We start from the raw sequence: 16,854 nt of genomic DNA, 5'->3' as shown, positions 1-16,854 counted from the left end.
CGTTGGATCACCCGGCGCACTCTCCGGCGGTCGCCAGCTTCACCACCGGGTACTCGCGGGTCGCCTTCTTCTGATACTTCGCATACCTGGGTTGCGCACTGACGACCGCATTCCACGCGGCTTCTCGTTCCGGGCCGGTGAGCACCACCGGCGTGACCGGAACCGGTTGTGCGCCGTGCCGTTCCACGGCGACGGCGTCGGGATGCGCCGCGAGGTTCGCATACCAGTCCGGATTGCCCTTTCCACCACCGGAAGCGACGACCAGCCAGTCGCCGTCGTAGGGGAACCAACTCAGCGGTGTCTCTCGTGGTCGGCCCGACTTGCGCCCCTTGGTGCGCAGGATGACCATGTCCATCCCCCACATCGTCCCGCTCTTGTTGCGAATCCGGGTGACGGTGCGCTCATTCATCTTCCGCTGATACCACTGCCAGACAGACATGACTCTCCTTCGATTCGCTCTCTGACCCTGTCGTCTGACCAGACGCTAACCGCCAGACACGCGCGCCCGCTTCTCGATTCCTGCTCGATGCGCGCCCGGCACACAAAAGACCCCCGGCAGCCGCACGAAACGTGGACTGCCGGGGGTCTTCTGAGTGTGTTCTCTTCTACAGCGCCTTGAGTTCCTCGATGACGCTGTCGACGCTCTTCTTCGCGTCGCCGAAGAGCATCGAGGTGCCGTCGGCGAAGAACAGCGGGTTCTCGATGCCGGCATAGCCCGAACTCATCGACCGCTTGAGCACGATCACCGACCGTGCCTCGTCGACGTTGAGGATCGGCATGCCGTGAATCGGGCTGCTCGGGTCGTTCCGCGCCGCGGGGTTGGTGACGTCGTTGGCACCGATGACGATCGCGACATCGGTACGGCCGAACTCGCCGTTGATGTCATCCATCTCCTTCATCGCGTCATATTCGACGTCGGCCTCGGCCAGCAGCACGTTCATGTGACCGGGCATACGACCGGCGACCGGGTGAATCGCATACTTGACCTCCACCCCCTTGGCCTCGAGCAGGCTCGCCATCTCCTTGACCGCATGCTGGGCCTGCGCGACGGCCAGACCGTAACCGGGCACGACGATGACCTGATTCGCGTACGCCATCTGAATTGCGGCATCCGCGGCCGAGGTGGCCTTGACCGTGCCGCCCTCACCGCCGGGACCACCGGCAGCCGCGGCGTCGCCACCACCGAACGATCCGAACACGATCGCCGGGATCGACCGGTTCATCGCCTTGGCCATCAGGTTGGTCAGGATCGAACCCGACGCGCCGACGATCATGCCGGCCACGATCAGCGCCGTGTTGTCCAGCGCGATACCCGCAGCCGCGGCCGACAGACCGGTCATCGCGTTCAGCAGCGAGATGACCACCGGCATGTCCGCGCCACCGATCGGGAACACCACGAACAGACCCATCACACCGGCGGCGAGCAGCAGCCCCACCATCCACCAGACGCTCGCCCCGCCACCGTCGGCGGCGTCGACACCCAGGTAGATCGCCAGTCCCAACGCGACCAGCAGCAGCACGATGTTGGCCGCCTGGAACAGCTTCGCATTCGCCACGAAGGTCTTCTCCAGACCCTTGGGCATGATCTCCTGCAGCTTGGCGAACGCCACCAGCGAACCCCAGAACGAGATCGAACCGATGATCGCCGCGATCAGCGAGCCGACCACCAGCGGCGAGGCCGGTTCGGTGTTGTGGAAGACCGAGAACCCGGAGGTCTCGATGAACTCCGCCCATGCGATCAGGGCCACCGTGCCGCCGCCGACACCGTTGAACAGCGCCACCAGCTGCGGCATGGCCGTCATCTTGGTCTTCAGCGCCGGCGGAATGCCCAGCACGACACCGAGAACCAGACCGATGACGATCAGGATCCAGTTGATCGTCGGCACCCCGACGGTCGAATGACCGTCCTCGCCGACCGCACCCGAGTTGTAGATGTAGAGCAGGGTCGCCGCCACGGCCAGACCCATACCGGTCGCGGCGATCCAGTTGCCGCGCACCGCGGTCTTGGGTCCGGTCAGACCCATCAGACCGTAGATGAACAGCGAGAACGACACGATGTAGAGGGCCATCACCAGATACGAGACGCCCTCGCTGGGCGTGTGCTCGCCCGCCGCGAGCACCAACTGTGACACCGATGATTCCTGGGCGCCGATCACTTGGCGGCCTCCTTCTTACCCTTGAACATGCCCAGCATCCGGTCGGTGACCGCGAAGCCACCGATGACGTTGAGCGTGCCGAACACCAGCGCGACGAACGCGATGATGCGCACGCCCCATCCGGCGTCGGCGGGCAACTTGCCCAGGACCACCAGCGCGCCGAGCACGACGATGCCGTGAATGGCGTTGGTACCCGACATCAGCGGGGTGTGCAGGGTGTTCGGAACCTTCGAGATGACCGCGAAGCCAACGAATCCGGCCAACACCAGGATCGCGAGATTCGCGAGAAGTCCGGCGTACATCAGGCAGACACCCCCTCAGAGGTTGCACGGGTGACGCACGCAGCGGCCACCACTTCGTCACCGAAATCCGGTGTGATGGCGCCGTTCTCGTCGAGCATCAGCTCGATCAGCGCCAGCAGGTTCTTCGAGTACAGCTCGCTGGCATGCTCGGGCATGGTCGCGGGGAGATTCAGCGGCGCGGTGATCGTGACGTCGTGGCGGACGACGGTCTGCCCCGGCTCGGTCAGCTCGCAGTTGCCGCCGGTCTCCCCGGCGAGGTCGACCACGACACTGCCCGGCTTCATGCCCTCGACCGCAGCGGCGGTCACCAGGCGCGGCGCCGGGCGTCCCGGCACCAGCGCGGTGGTGATCACCACGTCGAAGCCCTTGATCGCGTCCTCGAGAGCCTGCTGCTGCTGGGCGCGTTCGGACTCGGTGAGTTCGCGGGCGTACCCGCCCTCGCCGGCGGCGTCGATACCCAGGTCGAGCCACTGCGCACCGACCGACCGCACCTGCTCGGCCACCTCGGGCCGCACGTCGTAACCGGTGGTCCGTCCGCCCAGACGCTTGGCCGTGGCCAGGGCCTGCAGACCGGCCACACCCACGCCGAGCACGAGCACCGTCGCCGGCTTCACCGTGCCCGCGGCAGTCGTCAGCATCGGGAAGAACCGGGTCGACTGATCGGCAGCCACGACCACGGCCTTGTAGCCGGCGACGTTGGCCTGCGAACTCAACGCGTCCATCACCTGCGCACGGGAGATACGCGGGATCGCCTCCACCGCATACGCCTCGACACCCGCATCACGCAGCGCACCGATCTTGTTGTCGGCATTACGCGGAGCCAGGAAACCGATCAGTTTCTGACCGCTGCGCAGCTTGCCGATCTCATCGTCCGACGGCGGCGACACGCGCAGCACCACATCCGCCGAATACGGATCTCCGATCGTGGCCCCGGCCTCGGTGTACGCCTCGTCGGGGATCAGGGCGCCGAGACCGGCCCCCGACTCCACCACGACGGGCACACCTTTGCCCACCAGCGAGGCAGCCACCTTCGGGACCAGCGCCACACGACGCTCCCCCGGGGCTGTCTCGCGCACGACACCCACTGTCATTTCACTCACCCTGTCTGGCGGCGACGCCCGGTAGGCGCCGCCTTGTTTCGGCGCCTGTTCTCGGCGCACATGTCTACAACGCCGTGACCTGCGTGCAAATCGTGCAGCTCCGCCATGTGTCGGCGGTGCGGACGACCTGACGCAGGTCACGAAGTGCTCGGGCTTCGACAGCGATGACTGTCACCCGGCTCACATACAGAGGTGCGGAAAACATAACACGGGCTCTCAGCGTCAGCTCAGGAGAGTCGGATACCTCACTCACCTCTTGACAACAGCATTGCTCATGATCTTTCTACAGGGGAGTTCGCATCCGAATCCGCTGGTGAGACAATCAGGCGATGGTGTATCTGCGCTCGTCCAGACCGGTCGCGCCGTCCGGGGCGGGTGACTGGTACCTCTCGACCTGAGGGCGCCCCTGCTTGTCGAACGCCCGGCACGTCACGGTGTGATCTCCCTTGTCCGCCTGCCATACGAACTTCCACTGGCGCCAGGTGTCGACGCTGTACTCGGTCGCGAGTTCCGCGGGTTGCCACGGACCGTCGTCGATGCGGACCTCTACGCGCTCGACGCCGATGTGCTGCGCCCACGCGGTCCCGGCGATGACGACCTCGCCCGCCGGATGTGAGGTGCCCCTGGCGGGCCGGTCGATGCGCGAGGCCAGTTTGATCGGTCCCAGGGCCGACCATCCGCGGTCGGTCCAGTACGCCTTCGCCTCGGAGAACCTGGTGATCTCCCAGTCGACGACCCATTTGGTCGCCGACACATAGCCGTACAGACCCGGGACCACCTGGCGGACCGGATAACCGTGCTCGATCGGCAACGGCCCGCCGTTCATGCCGATCGCGAGCAGTGCGTCGCGGCCGTCGGTGATCGTCGAGATCGGAGTGCCACAGGTCCACCCGTCGACGCTGGTGGACAGCAGCATGTCGGCGCCGGGCCGCACGCCGGCGAGGTCGAGAACCCTTTGCATCGGCACGCCGAGCCATCTGGCGTTGCCGATCAGGTCTCCCCCGACGTCGTTGGACACGCACGCGAGCGTCACCAGTCGTTCGGTCATCGGCATCGCCACCAGGTCATCCCAGGTGAGCGTCACCTGCTTGTCGACCTCTCCGTGTATGCGCAGCCGCCATTCGACCGTGGTGAGCGTAGGCACCTGGAGAGCGGTGTCGATCCGGTAGAAGTCGTCGTTACCGGTGATGAAAGACGTTGCGCCCGAGAGGTTCAGTTCGGTGCCGGCCGGAACCGGCGGTGCCGGGACGGCCGGCTTCGGGAGCAGGATCCGCGCGCGGTCGGCCAGGGTGTCGGCGGCGTCGGAGAGCATGCGGCGACCGATGACGCCGATCGCGACGGCGGCCACGGCAACACCACCCGCGGCGAGAACGAACCGCCGCGAGAGCGCTTGGCGGCGAACGTCTTCCGTGTGGACGTCGGGATCGATCGGCGACGGTTCGTCGTCGAGCTGGGCGAGCAGCAGCCGCAGCACGACGATGCCCACGACGCCGGCGATGATCGAGGGCAGCGCATACGTCCACGTCGCACCGGGCCGGTTCACCGCCGCCAGCACGCCGACGGCCGCGAAGACCGCGATGATCGCCGAACCCGTCGCCGGCCGGCGACGCTCGAGATACCCGCAGGCGCCGGCGATCGCGGCGATGATGATGCCCATCCCGACGAACAGTGCGACCTTGTCCGCGATACCGAAGGTCTCGATGGCCCATTCCCGGACCGCCGCGGGCGAGTGGTCGACCACCGATGAGCCGACCGCGAAGTACGGCGAGGCGTCCGGCGACACCGGAACCGCGGCGATCTCCCCCGCGGCCAGGCCGGCACCCACCGCGACGACGCCCGCCAGCCACGGGGCTGCGGCGTGCGCACGACGGGTCGACAAGAAGGCCACACTTCTTGATACCGGAGTCTGCGCCCGTGGCGGCGGGTCGCGATGGAAGGCCCACCATTCGTCCGACGGGCGTTCGGCCGACCGGCCCCCGCGGGCGCCTTCGCGAATAGAGCCCAAGACTAGAACAGGTTCTAGTTTGTCCGCTAATCTGACCGCATGGCTACCAGTACCGAGATCCCGGAGACCGTCGCCCTCGAATCGGTGAAAGAATTCTCCGACGAGGTCGACGTCGTCGTGATCGGATTCGGCATCGCGGGCGGTTGCGCCGCGGCGGAGGCCGCCGCGAACGGGGCGCGCGTCCTGCTCATCGAACGCGCCGCCGCAGCCGGTGGCACCACCTCGCTCTCGGGCGGCTTCTTCTATCTCGGCGGCGGCACCGCCGTCCAGAAGGCGACGGGCCAGGAGGACTCCGCCGAGGAGATGGAGAAGTACCTGACCGCGGTGTCCATCGACCCCGAGGCCGACAAGATCCACGCCTACTGCGTCGACAGCGTCGACCACTTCAACTGGCTCGAGGGACTCGGCTTCACCTTCGAGCGCAGCTTCTACCCGGAGAAGGCCGTCATCCAGCCGGGCACCGAGGGCCTGATGTACACCGGCAACGAGAAGGTCTGGCCGTTCAAGGACCAGGCCGTCCCCGCCCCGCGCGGCCACAAGGTGCCGGTCCCCGGCGAGACCGGTGGCGCCTCACTCGTCATCGACCTGCTCGTCAAACGCCTCGGCGAACTCGGCGTCGAGGTCCGGTACGAGACCGGTGCACGTCAGCTCGTCGTCGACTCCGACGGCGCGGTCGCAGGCGTGGCGTGGAAGAAGCCGGGCGAAGAGGGCGTAATCCGGGCCAACTCGGTGATCATCGCCGCGGGCGGATTCGTGATGAATCCCGAGATGGTCGCCGAACACACGCCGCATCTGGCGGAGAAGCCGTTCGTCCTGGGCAACACCTACGACGACGGCCTCGGATTGCGCATGGGCCGATCGGTGGGTGCCGAGCTGAAGTACATGGACAAGGCGTTCATCACCGCCCCGATCTACCCTCCGGCCAGCATGGTCATGGGCGTCATCGTCAACAAGTTCGGCGAGCGCTTCGTCACCGAGGACTCCTACCACGCACGCACCTCGGGTTTCATTCTGGAACAACCGGATTCGACGGCCTACCTCATCGTCGACGAGACGCACATGAACGAGAAGCAGAACTATCTGGTCCCGCTCATCGACGGCTGGGAGACGATCGAGGAGATGGAACGCGACCTCGGGATTCCGGAGGGCAACCTCCAGCGGACCATGGCCCGGTACAACGAGAACGCCGCGAAGAAGGAGGACCCCGACTTCCACAAGGCGGCCGAGTTCCTCGAACCCCAGGACAAGGGACCCTGGGCCGCCTACGACCTGTCGCTGGGCAAGGCGATGTACGCCGGCTTCACCATGGGCGGCATGGCCACCTCCCTCGACGGCGAGGTGCTCGACGAGTCGGGGTCGGTCATCAAGGGCCTGTATGCGGCCGGCGCGAGCGCCACCAACATCGCGCAGGACTGCAAGGGGTATTGCAGCGGAACGCAATTGGGCGAGGGTTCCTACTTCGGCCGACGCGCCGGTCGCCACGCCGCGGCACGCGTGACGACGAGCGCGAGCTGAGCCCCATCCCCGACGGATAACCGCCCCCGAAAAGCACCCTGTGCAGCGGACCCGGCGACGATATGTCGCCGGGGCCCGTCAGGAGGGTGGTTTTCGGGGGCGGTTCTGCGGGGTGCTTTTCGGGGGCGGTTTTCAGGGGCGGCTATCAGCGACCCGGCTGGAACCGGCGCAACCGCAAACTGTTGCCCACGACGAACACCGACGACAGCGCCATCGCGGCCCCGGCGATCATCGGGTTCAGCATGCCGGCCGCGGCCAGCGGGATCGCGGCGACGTTGTAGCCGAACGCCCAGAACAGATTTCCCTTGATCGTGCCGAGGGTTCGACGCGCCAGCCGGATCGCGTCGGCGACGACGCGGAGGTCACCACTCACGACGGTGAGGTCGCTGGCCGCCATCGCGACATCGGTGCCGGTGCCCATGGCGAGCCCGAGGTCGGCCTGCGCCAGCGCGGCGGCGTCGTTGATGCCGTCACCGACCATCGCGACCACGTGGCCCCGTTCCTGGAGTTCGGCGATCACCTCGAGCTTGCGCTGCGGGCTCACCCCCGCGGTGACGTCGTCGATACCGACCTCCGCGGCCACGGCACGCGCCGCACCGTCGTTGTCGCCGGTGAGCAGCTTGGGGGTGAGCCCGAGGCGTCGGAACTCGGCGATGGCCGCGGCCGACGAGGTCTTGATCCGATCCGACACCACTATCAGCCCGACCGGGATTTCACCGACCAGTACGACGACGGCCGTCGCACCACCCGATTCCGCGGTCGCCACCGCGTCGGCGAGCTCGGCGGGCATCGGCACGGTGACCTTGCTGGGTGAGAGGACCTGAACTCGCCTGTCTCCCACCGTTCCTGAGACTCCGGCGCCCTGCGTGGACACGAAGTCCCGGGCCTTCTCCGTCACATGCTCACGTCCGGCCTCGACGACGGCGAGTCCGATCGGGTGCTCCGATCCGGCCTCCACCGAAGCGGCCCATGCGAGGACCTGCGTCTCGTCGTGACCGTCGGCCGCGATCACCGTCGACACGGACATGTCGCCGGTGGTGACGGTGCCGGTCTTGTCCAGCACGATGGTGTCGACGCGCCGCGTCGACTCCAGCACCTCTGGACCCTTCAGCAGGATGCCCAGCTGCGCACCACGGCCGGTGCCGACCATGAGGGCGGTCGGGGTGGCGAGCCCGAGTGCACACGGGCAGGCGATGATGAGCACCGCGACCGCCGCGGTGAACGCGAAGGTCACGTCGCCGCCCGCGAAGTCGTCCAACGACGCCGCACCGAGCCAGAAACCCAGCGTGGCAACGGAGATCGCGATAACCGCGGGGACGAACACCGAGGAGATCCGGTCGGCCAGGCGCTGTGCGTCGGCCTTGCCCTCCTGCGCGGCGGCCACCATGCGCGCCATCTGCGCGAGCGCGGTGTCGGAACCCACCGCGGATGCCCGGACGACGAGCAGTCCGCTGGTGTTGACCGTCGCTCCGATGACCGCGTCACCTGCGGTCACCTCGACCGGGACCGATTCACCGGACACCATCGACGCGTCGATCGCCGACGCGCCCTCGACCACGACCCCGTCGGTCGCGATCTTCTCACCCGGGCGCACCACGAACTCGTCGCCGACGGCCAACTGACCGATCGGAATCCGACTCTCGGTGCCGTCTCGTCGGACGACGACGTCCTTGGCGCCGAGGTCCATCAGCGCACGCAGCGCATCGCCGGCACGACGCTTGGCCCGCTTCTCGAAGTAGCGGCCTGCCAGCAGGAAGGTCGTCACGCCCGCGGCAGCCTCTAGATAGATGTGCGACGCCCCGTCGGCGCGTTGGGGCAGCAGGTCGAAGCCGTGAGTGAGTCCGGGCGTGCCGGCCGTACCGAGGAAAAGGGCATAGAGCGACCAGCCGAACGCGGCGAGCGTGCCGACCGACACGAGGGTGTCCATGGTCGTCGCACCGTGACGCAGATTGATCCACGCCGCGCGGTGGAACGGATAGGCGCCCCACACGACCACCGGCGCGGCCAACGTCAGGGACAGCCACTGCCAGTAGGTGAACTGCCAGGCCGGGATCATCGCGAGCGCGATCACCGGGACCGACAGCACCGCCGACACGATCAGCCGCTGACGCAGCGCGTCGAGTTCCGGGTCGACGGTCGTCGCAGTGCCCGCCACGTTCGCGTCCGCCACATTTGCGTCCGCCGATGCGGCCGGCGGTTCGGGGAGGATCGGGGAGGCGTCATAGCCCGCGGCACGGACCACCTCGATGAGGTCGTCGGCGGCGAGCCCGGTGGGAACCTCGACGTGGGCGCGTTCGGTCGCGTAGTTCACCGACGCGGTGACACCGTCGAGTTTGTTGAGCTTCCGCTCGATGCGGTTCGCGCAGGACGCGCAGGTCATGCCGGAGATGTCGAGGTCGACCAGTTGCAGGCCAGGACTCGCAGACATCAGTGATCGCCCCCATTCGTCATGTCACCGTGGGTGTTGCCGTCGGTCGTCTCGACGACACCGTGCGAGGGCGCGTCGTGGGTCACCGGTTCGGGTTGCGGCCCCCATGCCCGGCCGACGCCGAAGGCGATCACGAACGCGGCGATCAGCGCGACGACGTAGGCCAGGGGACCCTTGGGGATGCTCATGTCACACCAGTGAGTACCCGGCGTCGGCGACCGCTCCGGCGATCTCCTCCCGCGGGATCTCACGGTCGGCGACGACGCGTACGGCTCCGTCTTCGAGGGTCACGTCGACGCTGGTCACCCCGGAGATCTCCGCGATCTCCTCGCGGACGGAGGCGACGCAGTGGCCGCAGGTCATGCCGGTGACGGTGTAGGTGCTGGTGGTGCTCATGCGTACTCCTCGTGGTCGGTTGATGTCGTGCGCGATGACGTGTGGGTCGACGTCAGGACTTCACCAGGCGGGCGATCGCGGCCATGGCCTCGTCCACCTTCTCCTTGCCCGCAGCGTCGCTCTCCTGCGCCGCGTGCACGACGCAGTGGGCCATGTGCTCCTCGAGCAGGCCGAGGCTGACCGCCTGCAGAGCCTTGGTCATGGCCGACACCTGGGTGAGGATGTCGATGCAGTACGAGTCCTCCTCGACCATGCGCTGCAACCCACGTGCCTGGCCCTCGATGCGACGGAGTCGCTTGAGATAGTCGTCCTTGCGGCCGATGTAGCCGTGCTGGTGCTCGTCCATGTCGCTCCTGTTGTACGGATACCCCTCAGGGGTATGTCACTCAGGTATACCACCATCCGCCCGCCAACGGTACCCCCCTACCGTATTTGCGCGGGACGAGCCGCAGACGAGTCGGGCGGCACTGAACGCACCGACGTGAGCGCGCGTCGAACTGAGTGAACCGCGAGTACTAGGCCCGCAGAGCTGCCGCGAGACGCGCGAGGGCGACGGCGACCTCGTCGAGGGCCGCGTTGATCGCAGCGCGGCGGGCGGCTTCGGACTCCGAGTGTTCGTCGGCGGCATCCACCTGCGGACTCGGGCCTACGGTCCCCGCTCGCGGTGGGACGCCGCCCTCCCCGGCCCTGGCCGGTGCGATCTGCGGCATGTCCGGAAGTGCCGGTGCGGCGTGCGTCGAGGCCACGGGGTTCGGTGCCGGCGGGTTCGGGGTCTTGGTGTTCGGTACCGGCGGGTTCGCGGCCGCGGGGTTCGGTGCCACCCGTGCGGGACCGCCCTGATCCGGTGCGCCGGACCGGTGCCGCCGACCGTGGTAGTCCTCGGAGACGAGCGGTTCGGCGTTCGTGGAACGACGACCTCCCCGGTAGGCCGGACCCGGAGCCGACGCTGGCGAGGACCCGTGCACCGGTTCTGGCGATGGTGCCTCAGCCGGAGGCGGGGATGGGGCCGGCTGGTGGGAGTCGGGTAACCGGTGAGACCCCATCCGCTGCGATTGCGGGTTGGGCGGCTGTGAACCCGAGGTGCGCTCGGGTCCGGGAGTCGGACGCTGCTGGTTTCCGGCGCGCGACATCACCGACGGGGCGTGACCGTTCGAGTGCGCATAGAAGTGCGGTCCGCCGTGACCGACGAAGAAGACACAGCCCACACCTTCCGGCGACGGGACCGGACAGGGGTTGCGTTCGATGAGGGACTGGGCACGATCGTCGAAGTCGTTCCACTCCAGCCAGAGGCGGCGGTCATGCCTCGGATGCGTGCTCGCATCCGTCGCGTGGTTGCCACGGTGGCCGATCGCGAGACGGCACTGCAGCAACCAATCGGACTCACCCGACAGTCCCAGCGCCGCCCGTTCGGTCGGCCGGCACACCACCGTCGACCAACAGCCTTCGCCGTTCATACGGACTCCCCTTCATACCTGCACTACTTCACGTTTTCTGCGCGCCATCCCGCCATGCCACGCCGGTCTTCGGAGCGATTCTCGAGTGCTCGTGCCTACCTCGGCGCGTCCCCCGGCAAGCGCCACGGCGTCCCCCATGCCCGCGGTGCTGTGAAGATCCCGGGCGTCAGTCTACGAAGGAGGCCGGTTCGGTGCCACCCTGTCCGCCTCCGCGCGTCCGGGCGAGAAACATCACGATCCGGCGATTGACCTCCTCCGGGCGATCGAGGTGGAGGAAGTGTCCGGCACCCGCGACGACCGCGGTGGCACTGCCGTCGGGCAGCACGTCGCGCACGTGATCGGTGAACCTCGACTGCATGCACCCGTCGTCGGCGCCGTGTAGATACAGGGTGCGGCAACGGGGTTCACCCAACCAGTCGTCGCGGAGGTCGGCGTAGCGGGCATCGGTGCGTGGGCGGCGCACCGCGCGGTAGTAGCCCAGGGCAGCGGATCGATGCGCGCGGGTCGGCAGCGCGGCGAGCGCATGGTCGATGTCGACGTCGTAATCGGGCCGCGGGTCGCCGGCACGCCGCAGACGCCAGCGTCGCCACAGCAACGGGATCAACCAGCCCAGACTCCGCTCGGGCAGCCACGGCAATTGATTGAACCCGATGTACCAGCTCATCGTGGCCTGCCGCGCCAGCAGACGCACCGCACCCGGGCCGTCGGCGACCGCGCGCCGGATCGCGGGTATCGGCGGCACCGACATCGCGACCACAGCCGAGTACGGATTGTCGGGGCGGTGTGCGAGAGCGTTGACCGTCAGCGCACCCCAGTCGTGCCCTATGAGCACCGCATCCCGCCCGGCACCGACCGCCCGGTGAATCGCCCGGGCGTCGTAGGCGAGGGCCGCGACGTGAAAGTCCTTGTCCAGCGGTATGTCCGACGGCGAGTATCCGCGGGTGAACGGCGCGACGACGCGATAGCCGGCGGCGACGAGTTCGGGCGCGAGCAGACGCCACGTCCACGCCGAGTCGGGAAAACCATGAAGACACACCGCAACCGGTCCGTCGACCGGGCCCCACACCAGTGCACGGAGGGTGATGTGCCCGAGGTCGATGGCCTCGTGTCGCGGAGCGTCCGGGATACCGGCGGCGCGGCGCTCGGTGTCGCGTGGGTGTCGTGAGCTCTGGGTCATCGGCGTCAATGTAGCGCCCGGGTCCGACGAGCGCATCGACTTGCACGCATCGCTGCGCGCGCGCATCGGGTCAGACCGCGACGCCGGCGAACCCCGTCTCGCGGATCTCGCCGCCGACGAGTCGGAACGTGTGGGATTCCCCGACCTCGGCGGTCTGCGGGAAGTCCGTGCGCACATGCGCGCCGCGCGACTCGGTCCGGGCGGTGGCCGCCGCGATGACCGCCGACGCGGTCAGCGTGAGCGCCGCATCCTCGACCTCGCGCACGGTCCGGGGGACACGCCGCGGCGCGTTCGCGACCACCTCGGCCGCGACCGCCAGTCCGTCGGCGGACCGGCGGAGCGCGACCCGGCGCGACATCACATCCTGCAGCAGGTCGCGGTCGAGGATCGGCATCGGTCCGGGCACCTGCGGGGCGGCCGCGGTGGCCGGCCGCAGATCACGCCGGCCGAGGGCGACCGCGGCAGCACGACGACCCATCACGAGCCCTTCGAGCAGGCTGTTGGACGCCAGCCGGTTGGCTCCGTGCAGGCCGGTCCGCGCGACCTCGCCGGCGGCGAGGAGGCCGTCGACGGCGGTGCGCGCCTCGTCGTCGGTCACCACTCCGCCACAGAGATAGTGCGCGCCGGGCACGACGGGGATGCGGTGGTCGGCCGGGTCGAGGCCGGCCGCCCGGATTCCGGCGCTGACCGTCGGGAATCGGCGCTCGAAATCGTGTACCCCACTGATGTCGAGGTAGACGCAGGGATGCCCGGTCAGTTCGATCGCGGTCTCGACGGCGTTGGCGACCACGTCGCGAGGCGCGAGGTCGCCCATCGGGTGCACGCCCTCGGTCACCGACCGTCCGTACACATCGACGAGTCGGCCGCCCTCGCCCCGGACCGCCTCACTGATCAGCGTCCGACGCCCGCGGGCGCCGGGTGTGTAGAGCATGGTCGGGTGGAACTGGATGAACTCGAGGTCGGCCACCTGCGCGCCCGCCTGGAGCGCCAGCGCGATGCCGTCGCCGGTGGCACCCGCCGGATTGGTCGTTGCGGCGTAGAGATGACCGGCACCACCCGTCGCGAGCAGGACCGTCGGCGCGTCGACTGCACCCCACCCCCCGTTCCGCAGGTAGGAGACACCGGACACCCGGTCGTCGCACACCCGCACCTCGGTGACGATCGCGTCGTCGAGGAAGCGGATGGACGCTCCGGCACCGGCACGCTGCGCGACGGCATTGTGGAGGGCCCGCTGGATCGCGGCACCGGTGGCGTCACCACCGGCGTGGATGATGCGCCGCACCGAGTGGCCGCCTTCACGAGTGCGCAGCAGCTCCCCGTCGGCATCGCGGTCGAAGTCGGCACCCCACTCGATCAGCGCGGACACCGACGACCATCCGTCGGCGAGGATCGGACGCGACGCGACCGCGTCGCTGAGGCCGCCACCCGCGGCAAGGGTGTCGGCGAGGTGCAGATCGATCGAGTCGGTGTCGTCCGAGTCGGTGGGACGGACCTCGGGCATGACCACCGCGACGCCGCCCTGGGCGTAGAACGTCGAGGTCGGCTGCTCGCCGCGATCCGGACGCCAGCTCGGCCCCTTGTTCACGACGACGACCGACAGTCCACCTTCCGCGGCGCAGAGCGCGGCGGTCAGACCGGCGATGCCGGCCCCGACCACGACGAGATCGGCACGGTCCGCGGCAGCCGCGTCCCGCACCAGTCCATGTGTGGACGTAATCATGTCATCCGCCTTTCGCCGGTCGTACTCTCGACAACCCCGGCGGGGGGTATTCGATTCCCAGTCGAAAACCCTACCCCGCGGCTTCCCTCCGCGAAATGTTTGATCGCGCCGGATCGAGGCAACCCGAGCTCCATGAAAACCCTCTGGTTCGACCCGGCGAGTGACACCGACCACGCAGGGCTCCCGGACGTGCGTCCCGAAACCACACCGTTCGGGACCGTCGACACCTACGACCAGGTCGTCGTGGGCGGTGGGATCACCGGTCTGACCACCGGACTCCTGCTGGCTCGAGCCGGTCAGAAGGTCACTGTTCTCGAACGACGCCACATCGGCGCCGCGGCCACCGGACACACGACGGGCAAGCTCTCCCTCCTGCAGGGCACTCGATTGTCGTCGATCGCGAGTCGTCACGGAAAGGCCGCGGTCCACGACTACGTCGAGGCGAATCGCGAAGGCCAGGCATGGCTGCGGCACTACCTCGCCCACCGGGGACTACGGGTCGACGAGCGGGCGGCGCTGACGTTCGCGGCCACTGCGTCGGGCGCGAAGACGGTGGAGAAGGAGTTCGAGGCCTGCCGAGCGCACGACATCCCGGTGGAGCACGTCGACTGTCCGGAGCTGCCCTTCGACGTCCACACCGCGATCCGCCTGGAGGGACAGGCGCAGATCGACCCGATGGTGGTGCTGCGCGCCCTCGCCGACGACTTCCGCGCGCACGGCGGCCACCTCTACGAGGGTGTCCACGTGCAGGGCCTGCGCCACGGCTCACCGCACACCGTCACCACCGACGCCGGCGACCTGCGCGCGGAGTCGGTGATCCTCGCGACCGGCGTCCCGTTCCTCGACCGCGCCGGGTTCTTCGCCCGGGTGCACCCGCAGCGTTCATATGCGGCGGCGTTCGTCGTCGACGGGGAGATCCCCCGCGAGATGTACCTCGGCGCCGACAACCCGTCGGTCTCCCTGCGAACCGCTCCGCGCCACGATCACGACGGCGAACTGCTACTGGTCGGCGGTTTCGGTCACGAGGTGGGCCGGACCAAATCCGAACGCCAACACGCGCTGGACATGATCGCCTGGACCGAGAAGCACTTCCCGACCGCGCGAATGGTCGCGCGGTGGTCGGCGCAGGACTATACGACGATCGACGAATTGCCCTACGTCGGGCAACTTCTGCCCGGCATGGAGACCGTTCAGGTGGCCACGGGATTCGCGAAGTGGGGACTCACCAACGGTGTCGCGGCCGCGCTGTCAATGACCGGACGCATCCTGGGGTCGGAGCCGCCCTGGTCCAAGACCCTTCGCCCCTGGCGCACCTCGGAGGTCACCAAGCCCGGCTCGCTGGCGTCGGCGGTGTCGGCCAACGCGCAGGTCGCGGCATATATGGCCGGCGGCTACCTCGGCCTGCTGAAACCCGCGGACACCTCACCCGCCGAGGGCGACGGCAGCGTCGGGCACTCCGGCGCGGCACCCAAGGCCGTCTGCACGGTGGCCGGCCAGACCCGATCCGTCGCGCCTCTGTGTACCCATCTGTACGGCGTGCTGCGCTGGAACGACGCCGAGCAGTCCTGGGACTGTCCGCTGCACGGGTCGCGCTTCAGCCACACCGGTGTGGTCCTCGAAGGACCGGCAACGCGAAACCTGTACTCGCAGGACGCATCCGACGACTGATCCCGGCAGGACTACCCCGCGCCCAGGATCCGCCGGAACACCGGTCGCGTCACCGTCGCCACGGGGCGCTGCAGGGCCCCGGCCAGGATTCGTACACCCAGATCCAGGGCGTATGCGTCGAACCCGACGAGTATGCGGTCACGGTTGCCGAGCAGACCGGCGAGGATCGAGATCGCCGCGGCATCCGATCGGGTACCTGGCAACCGGCGGTCGAAACCCTTGGTGACACGGTCACGCACAGCGGAATCCACGTACCGGGCCCGTCGTGCGATGGCGGTGTGGACCACGCCAGGGTAGACGATGTGGATCCGGACACCGGAGTCATTGTCTCGCAACTGTTTCTGAACGGTTTCCGAGTATCCGCGGGTCGCGAACTTCGACGCCGAGTACGCCGATTGGGCGGGCGATCCCATCAGCCCGAACGCGCTCGACGTGTTCACGATGCGCCCTCCCCCCGCGGTATGAAGGTGTCGGAGGAATGCCTCGGTACCGTTGACGACCCCACCGAAGTTGACCGCGAGGATCCGCCGCGCATAATCGTCGTCCTCGTCGAGGACGGACGCGACCATCGTGATGCCCGCGTTGTTGAACACGAGCGCCGGCGCGCCGTACCGTCGAACCACCTCATCCGCATAAGCCGTGACGGCCGCGGTGTCGGCGACGTCCACCTCGGCGGCATGCACCGTCGCGCCGTTCTCCGCAGCCGAGTCCGCGGTCTCGGCGAGTGCCTGCGTGTCGACGTCACTGAGCAGCACCGGCACCCCGGCGGCCACCAGCCTGTTCGCCAGAGACCGGCCCATTCCCGAAGCGGCGCCGGTGATGACGGCAGGCCGTCCGGCACACAACCGCCGAAGACGATCATCGGTGACCTGCGGATGCCACAACCGACCGAGACCCAGGGAAACCTTCACGTTCACCGGACTACCCCGCCCG

15 protein-coding genes are annotated in these 16,854 nt (G+C 68.4%); 2 read left to right on the top strand and 13 right to left on the bottom strand.

The window, feature by feature from the left end:
• Window positions 1-7 precede the first annotated feature (7 nt).
• The 5 genes from IHQ52_RS05350 to IHQ52_RS05330 form a co-directional block, all read right to left on the bottom strand.
• Complete coding sequence (locus IHQ52_RS05350; protein ID WP_006436603.1) at window positions 8-439, bottom strand: nitroreductase family deazaflavin-dependent oxidoreductase; 432 nt, start codon at window positions 437-439, stop codon at window positions 8-10.
• A gap of 166 nt (window positions 440-605) precedes the next feature.
• On the bottom strand, window positions 606-2,132 hold the full coding sequence (locus IHQ52_RS05345) for an NAD(P)(+) transhydrogenase (Re/Si-specific) subunit beta (RefSeq protein ID WP_040004779.1): 1,527 nt from the start codon (window positions 2,130-2,132) through the stop codon (window positions 606-608).
• A gap of 20 nt (window positions 2,133-2,152) precedes the next feature.
• Window positions 2,153-2,458: an NAD(P) transhydrogenase subunit alpha part 2 gene (locus IHQ52_RS05340; protein WP_004020381.1), complete on the bottom strand. Its 306-nt coding sequence runs from the start codon at window positions 2,456-2,458 to the stop codon at window positions 2,153-2,155.
• Window positions 2,458-3,549 (bottom strand): Re/Si-specific NAD(P)(+) transhydrogenase subunit alpha, encoded by a 1,092-nt coding sequence (locus IHQ52_RS05335; protein WP_006436601.1) that lies wholly within the window; start codon window positions 3,547-3,549, stop codon window positions 2,458-2,460. Before IHQ52_RS05335 ends, IHQ52_RS05340 begins: the two co-directional genes overlap by 1 nt.
• A gap of 331 nt (window positions 3,550-3,880) precedes the next feature.
• Window positions 3,881-5,437: a molybdopterin-dependent oxidoreductase gene (locus tag IHQ52_RS05330; protein WP_220455697.1), complete on the bottom strand. Its 1,557-nt coding sequence runs from the start codon at window positions 5,435-5,437 to the stop codon at window positions 3,881-3,883.
• A gap of 165 nt (window positions 5,438-5,602) precedes the next feature.
• On the opposite strand from IHQ52_RS05330, the gene IHQ52_RS05325 reads away from it, so the two are divergent.
• Window positions 5,603-7,078 (top strand): FAD-binding protein, encoded by a 1,476-nt coding sequence (locus tag IHQ52_RS05325; protein ID WP_006436599.1) that lies wholly within the window; start codon window positions 5,603-5,605, stop codon window positions 7,076-7,078.
• 145 nt (window positions 7,079-7,223) lie between these two features.
• Here the strand turns inward: IHQ52_RS05325 and IHQ52_RS05320 are convergent, their stop codons facing one another.
• The 7 genes from IHQ52_RS05320 to nadB form a co-directional block, all read right to left on the bottom strand.
• Window positions 7,224-9,506, bottom strand: coding sequence for a heavy metal translocating P-type ATPase (locus IHQ52_RS05320; RefSeq protein WP_006436598.1), 2,283 nt, complete (start codon window positions 9,504-9,506; stop codon window positions 7,224-7,226).
• On the bottom strand, window positions 9,506-9,694 hold the full coding sequence (locus IHQ52_RS05315) for a hypothetical protein (RefSeq protein ID WP_006436597.1): 189 nt from the start codon (window positions 9,692-9,694) through the stop codon (window positions 9,506-9,508). Before IHQ52_RS05315 ends, IHQ52_RS05320 begins: the two co-directional genes overlap by 1 nt.
• A gap of 1 nt (window position 9,695) precedes the next feature.
• On the bottom strand, window positions 9,696-9,902 hold the full coding sequence (locus IHQ52_RS05310; protein ID WP_006436596.1) for a heavy-metal-associated domain-containing protein: 207 nt from the start codon (window positions 9,900-9,902) through the stop codon (window positions 9,696-9,698).
• A gap of 52 nt (window positions 9,903-9,954) precedes the next feature.
• The gene (locus tag IHQ52_RS05305) at window positions 9,955-10,248 is read right to left on the bottom strand and encodes a metal-sensitive transcriptional regulator (protein ID WP_005196646.1); all 294 of its coding nucleotides are present in this window, start codon (window positions 10,246-10,248) and stop codon (window positions 9,955-9,957) included.
• Between the two features lie 169 nt (window positions 10,249-10,417).
• Window positions 10,418-11,356 (bottom strand): hypothetical protein, encoded by a 939-nt coding sequence (locus tag IHQ52_RS05300; protein WP_182155886.1) that lies wholly within the window; start codon window positions 11,354-11,356, stop codon window positions 10,418-10,420.
• 166 nt (window positions 11,357-11,522) lie between these two features.
• A complete protein-coding gene (locus IHQ52_RS05295; protein ID WP_006436594.1) occupies window positions 11,523-12,533 on the bottom strand; it encodes an alpha/beta fold hydrolase in 1,011 nt (336 codons plus the stop codon).
• A gap of 70 nt (window positions 12,534-12,603) precedes the next feature.
• Window positions 12,604-14,253 (bottom strand): L-aspartate oxidase, encoded by a 1,650-nt coding sequence (gene nadB / locus IHQ52_RS05290; RefSeq protein ID WP_006436593.1) that lies wholly within the window; start codon window positions 14,251-14,253, stop codon window positions 12,604-12,606.
• A gap of 132 nt (window positions 14,254-14,385) precedes the next feature.
• Here nadB and IHQ52_RS05285 point away from each other — a divergent pair, with 132 nt between their 5' ends.
• Window positions 14,386-15,921, top strand: coding sequence for an FAD-dependent oxidoreductase (locus tag IHQ52_RS05285; protein ID WP_006436592.1), 1,536 nt, complete (start codon window positions 14,386-14,388; stop codon window positions 15,919-15,921).
• 11 nt (window positions 15,922-15,932) lie between these two features.
• Here IHQ52_RS05285 and IHQ52_RS05280 read toward each other — a convergent pair whose 3' ends face one another.
• Window positions 15,933-16,832, bottom strand: coding sequence for an SDR family NAD(P)-dependent oxidoreductase (locus IHQ52_RS05280; RefSeq protein ID WP_051995403.1), 900 nt, complete (start codon window positions 16,830-16,832; stop codon window positions 15,933-15,935).
• Between the last annotated feature and the right edge of the window lie 22 nt (window positions 16,833-16,854).

The sequence above is a fragment of the Gordonia amicalis genome (assembly GCF_022059885.1).
Taxonomy (GTDB): domain Bacteria; phylum Actinomycetota; class Actinomycetes; order Mycobacteriales; family Mycobacteriaceae; genus Gordonia; species Gordonia amicalis.
Note: the sequence above shows the minus strand (reverse complement) of the source record. Positions and strands in the feature narration are given on the sequence as shown.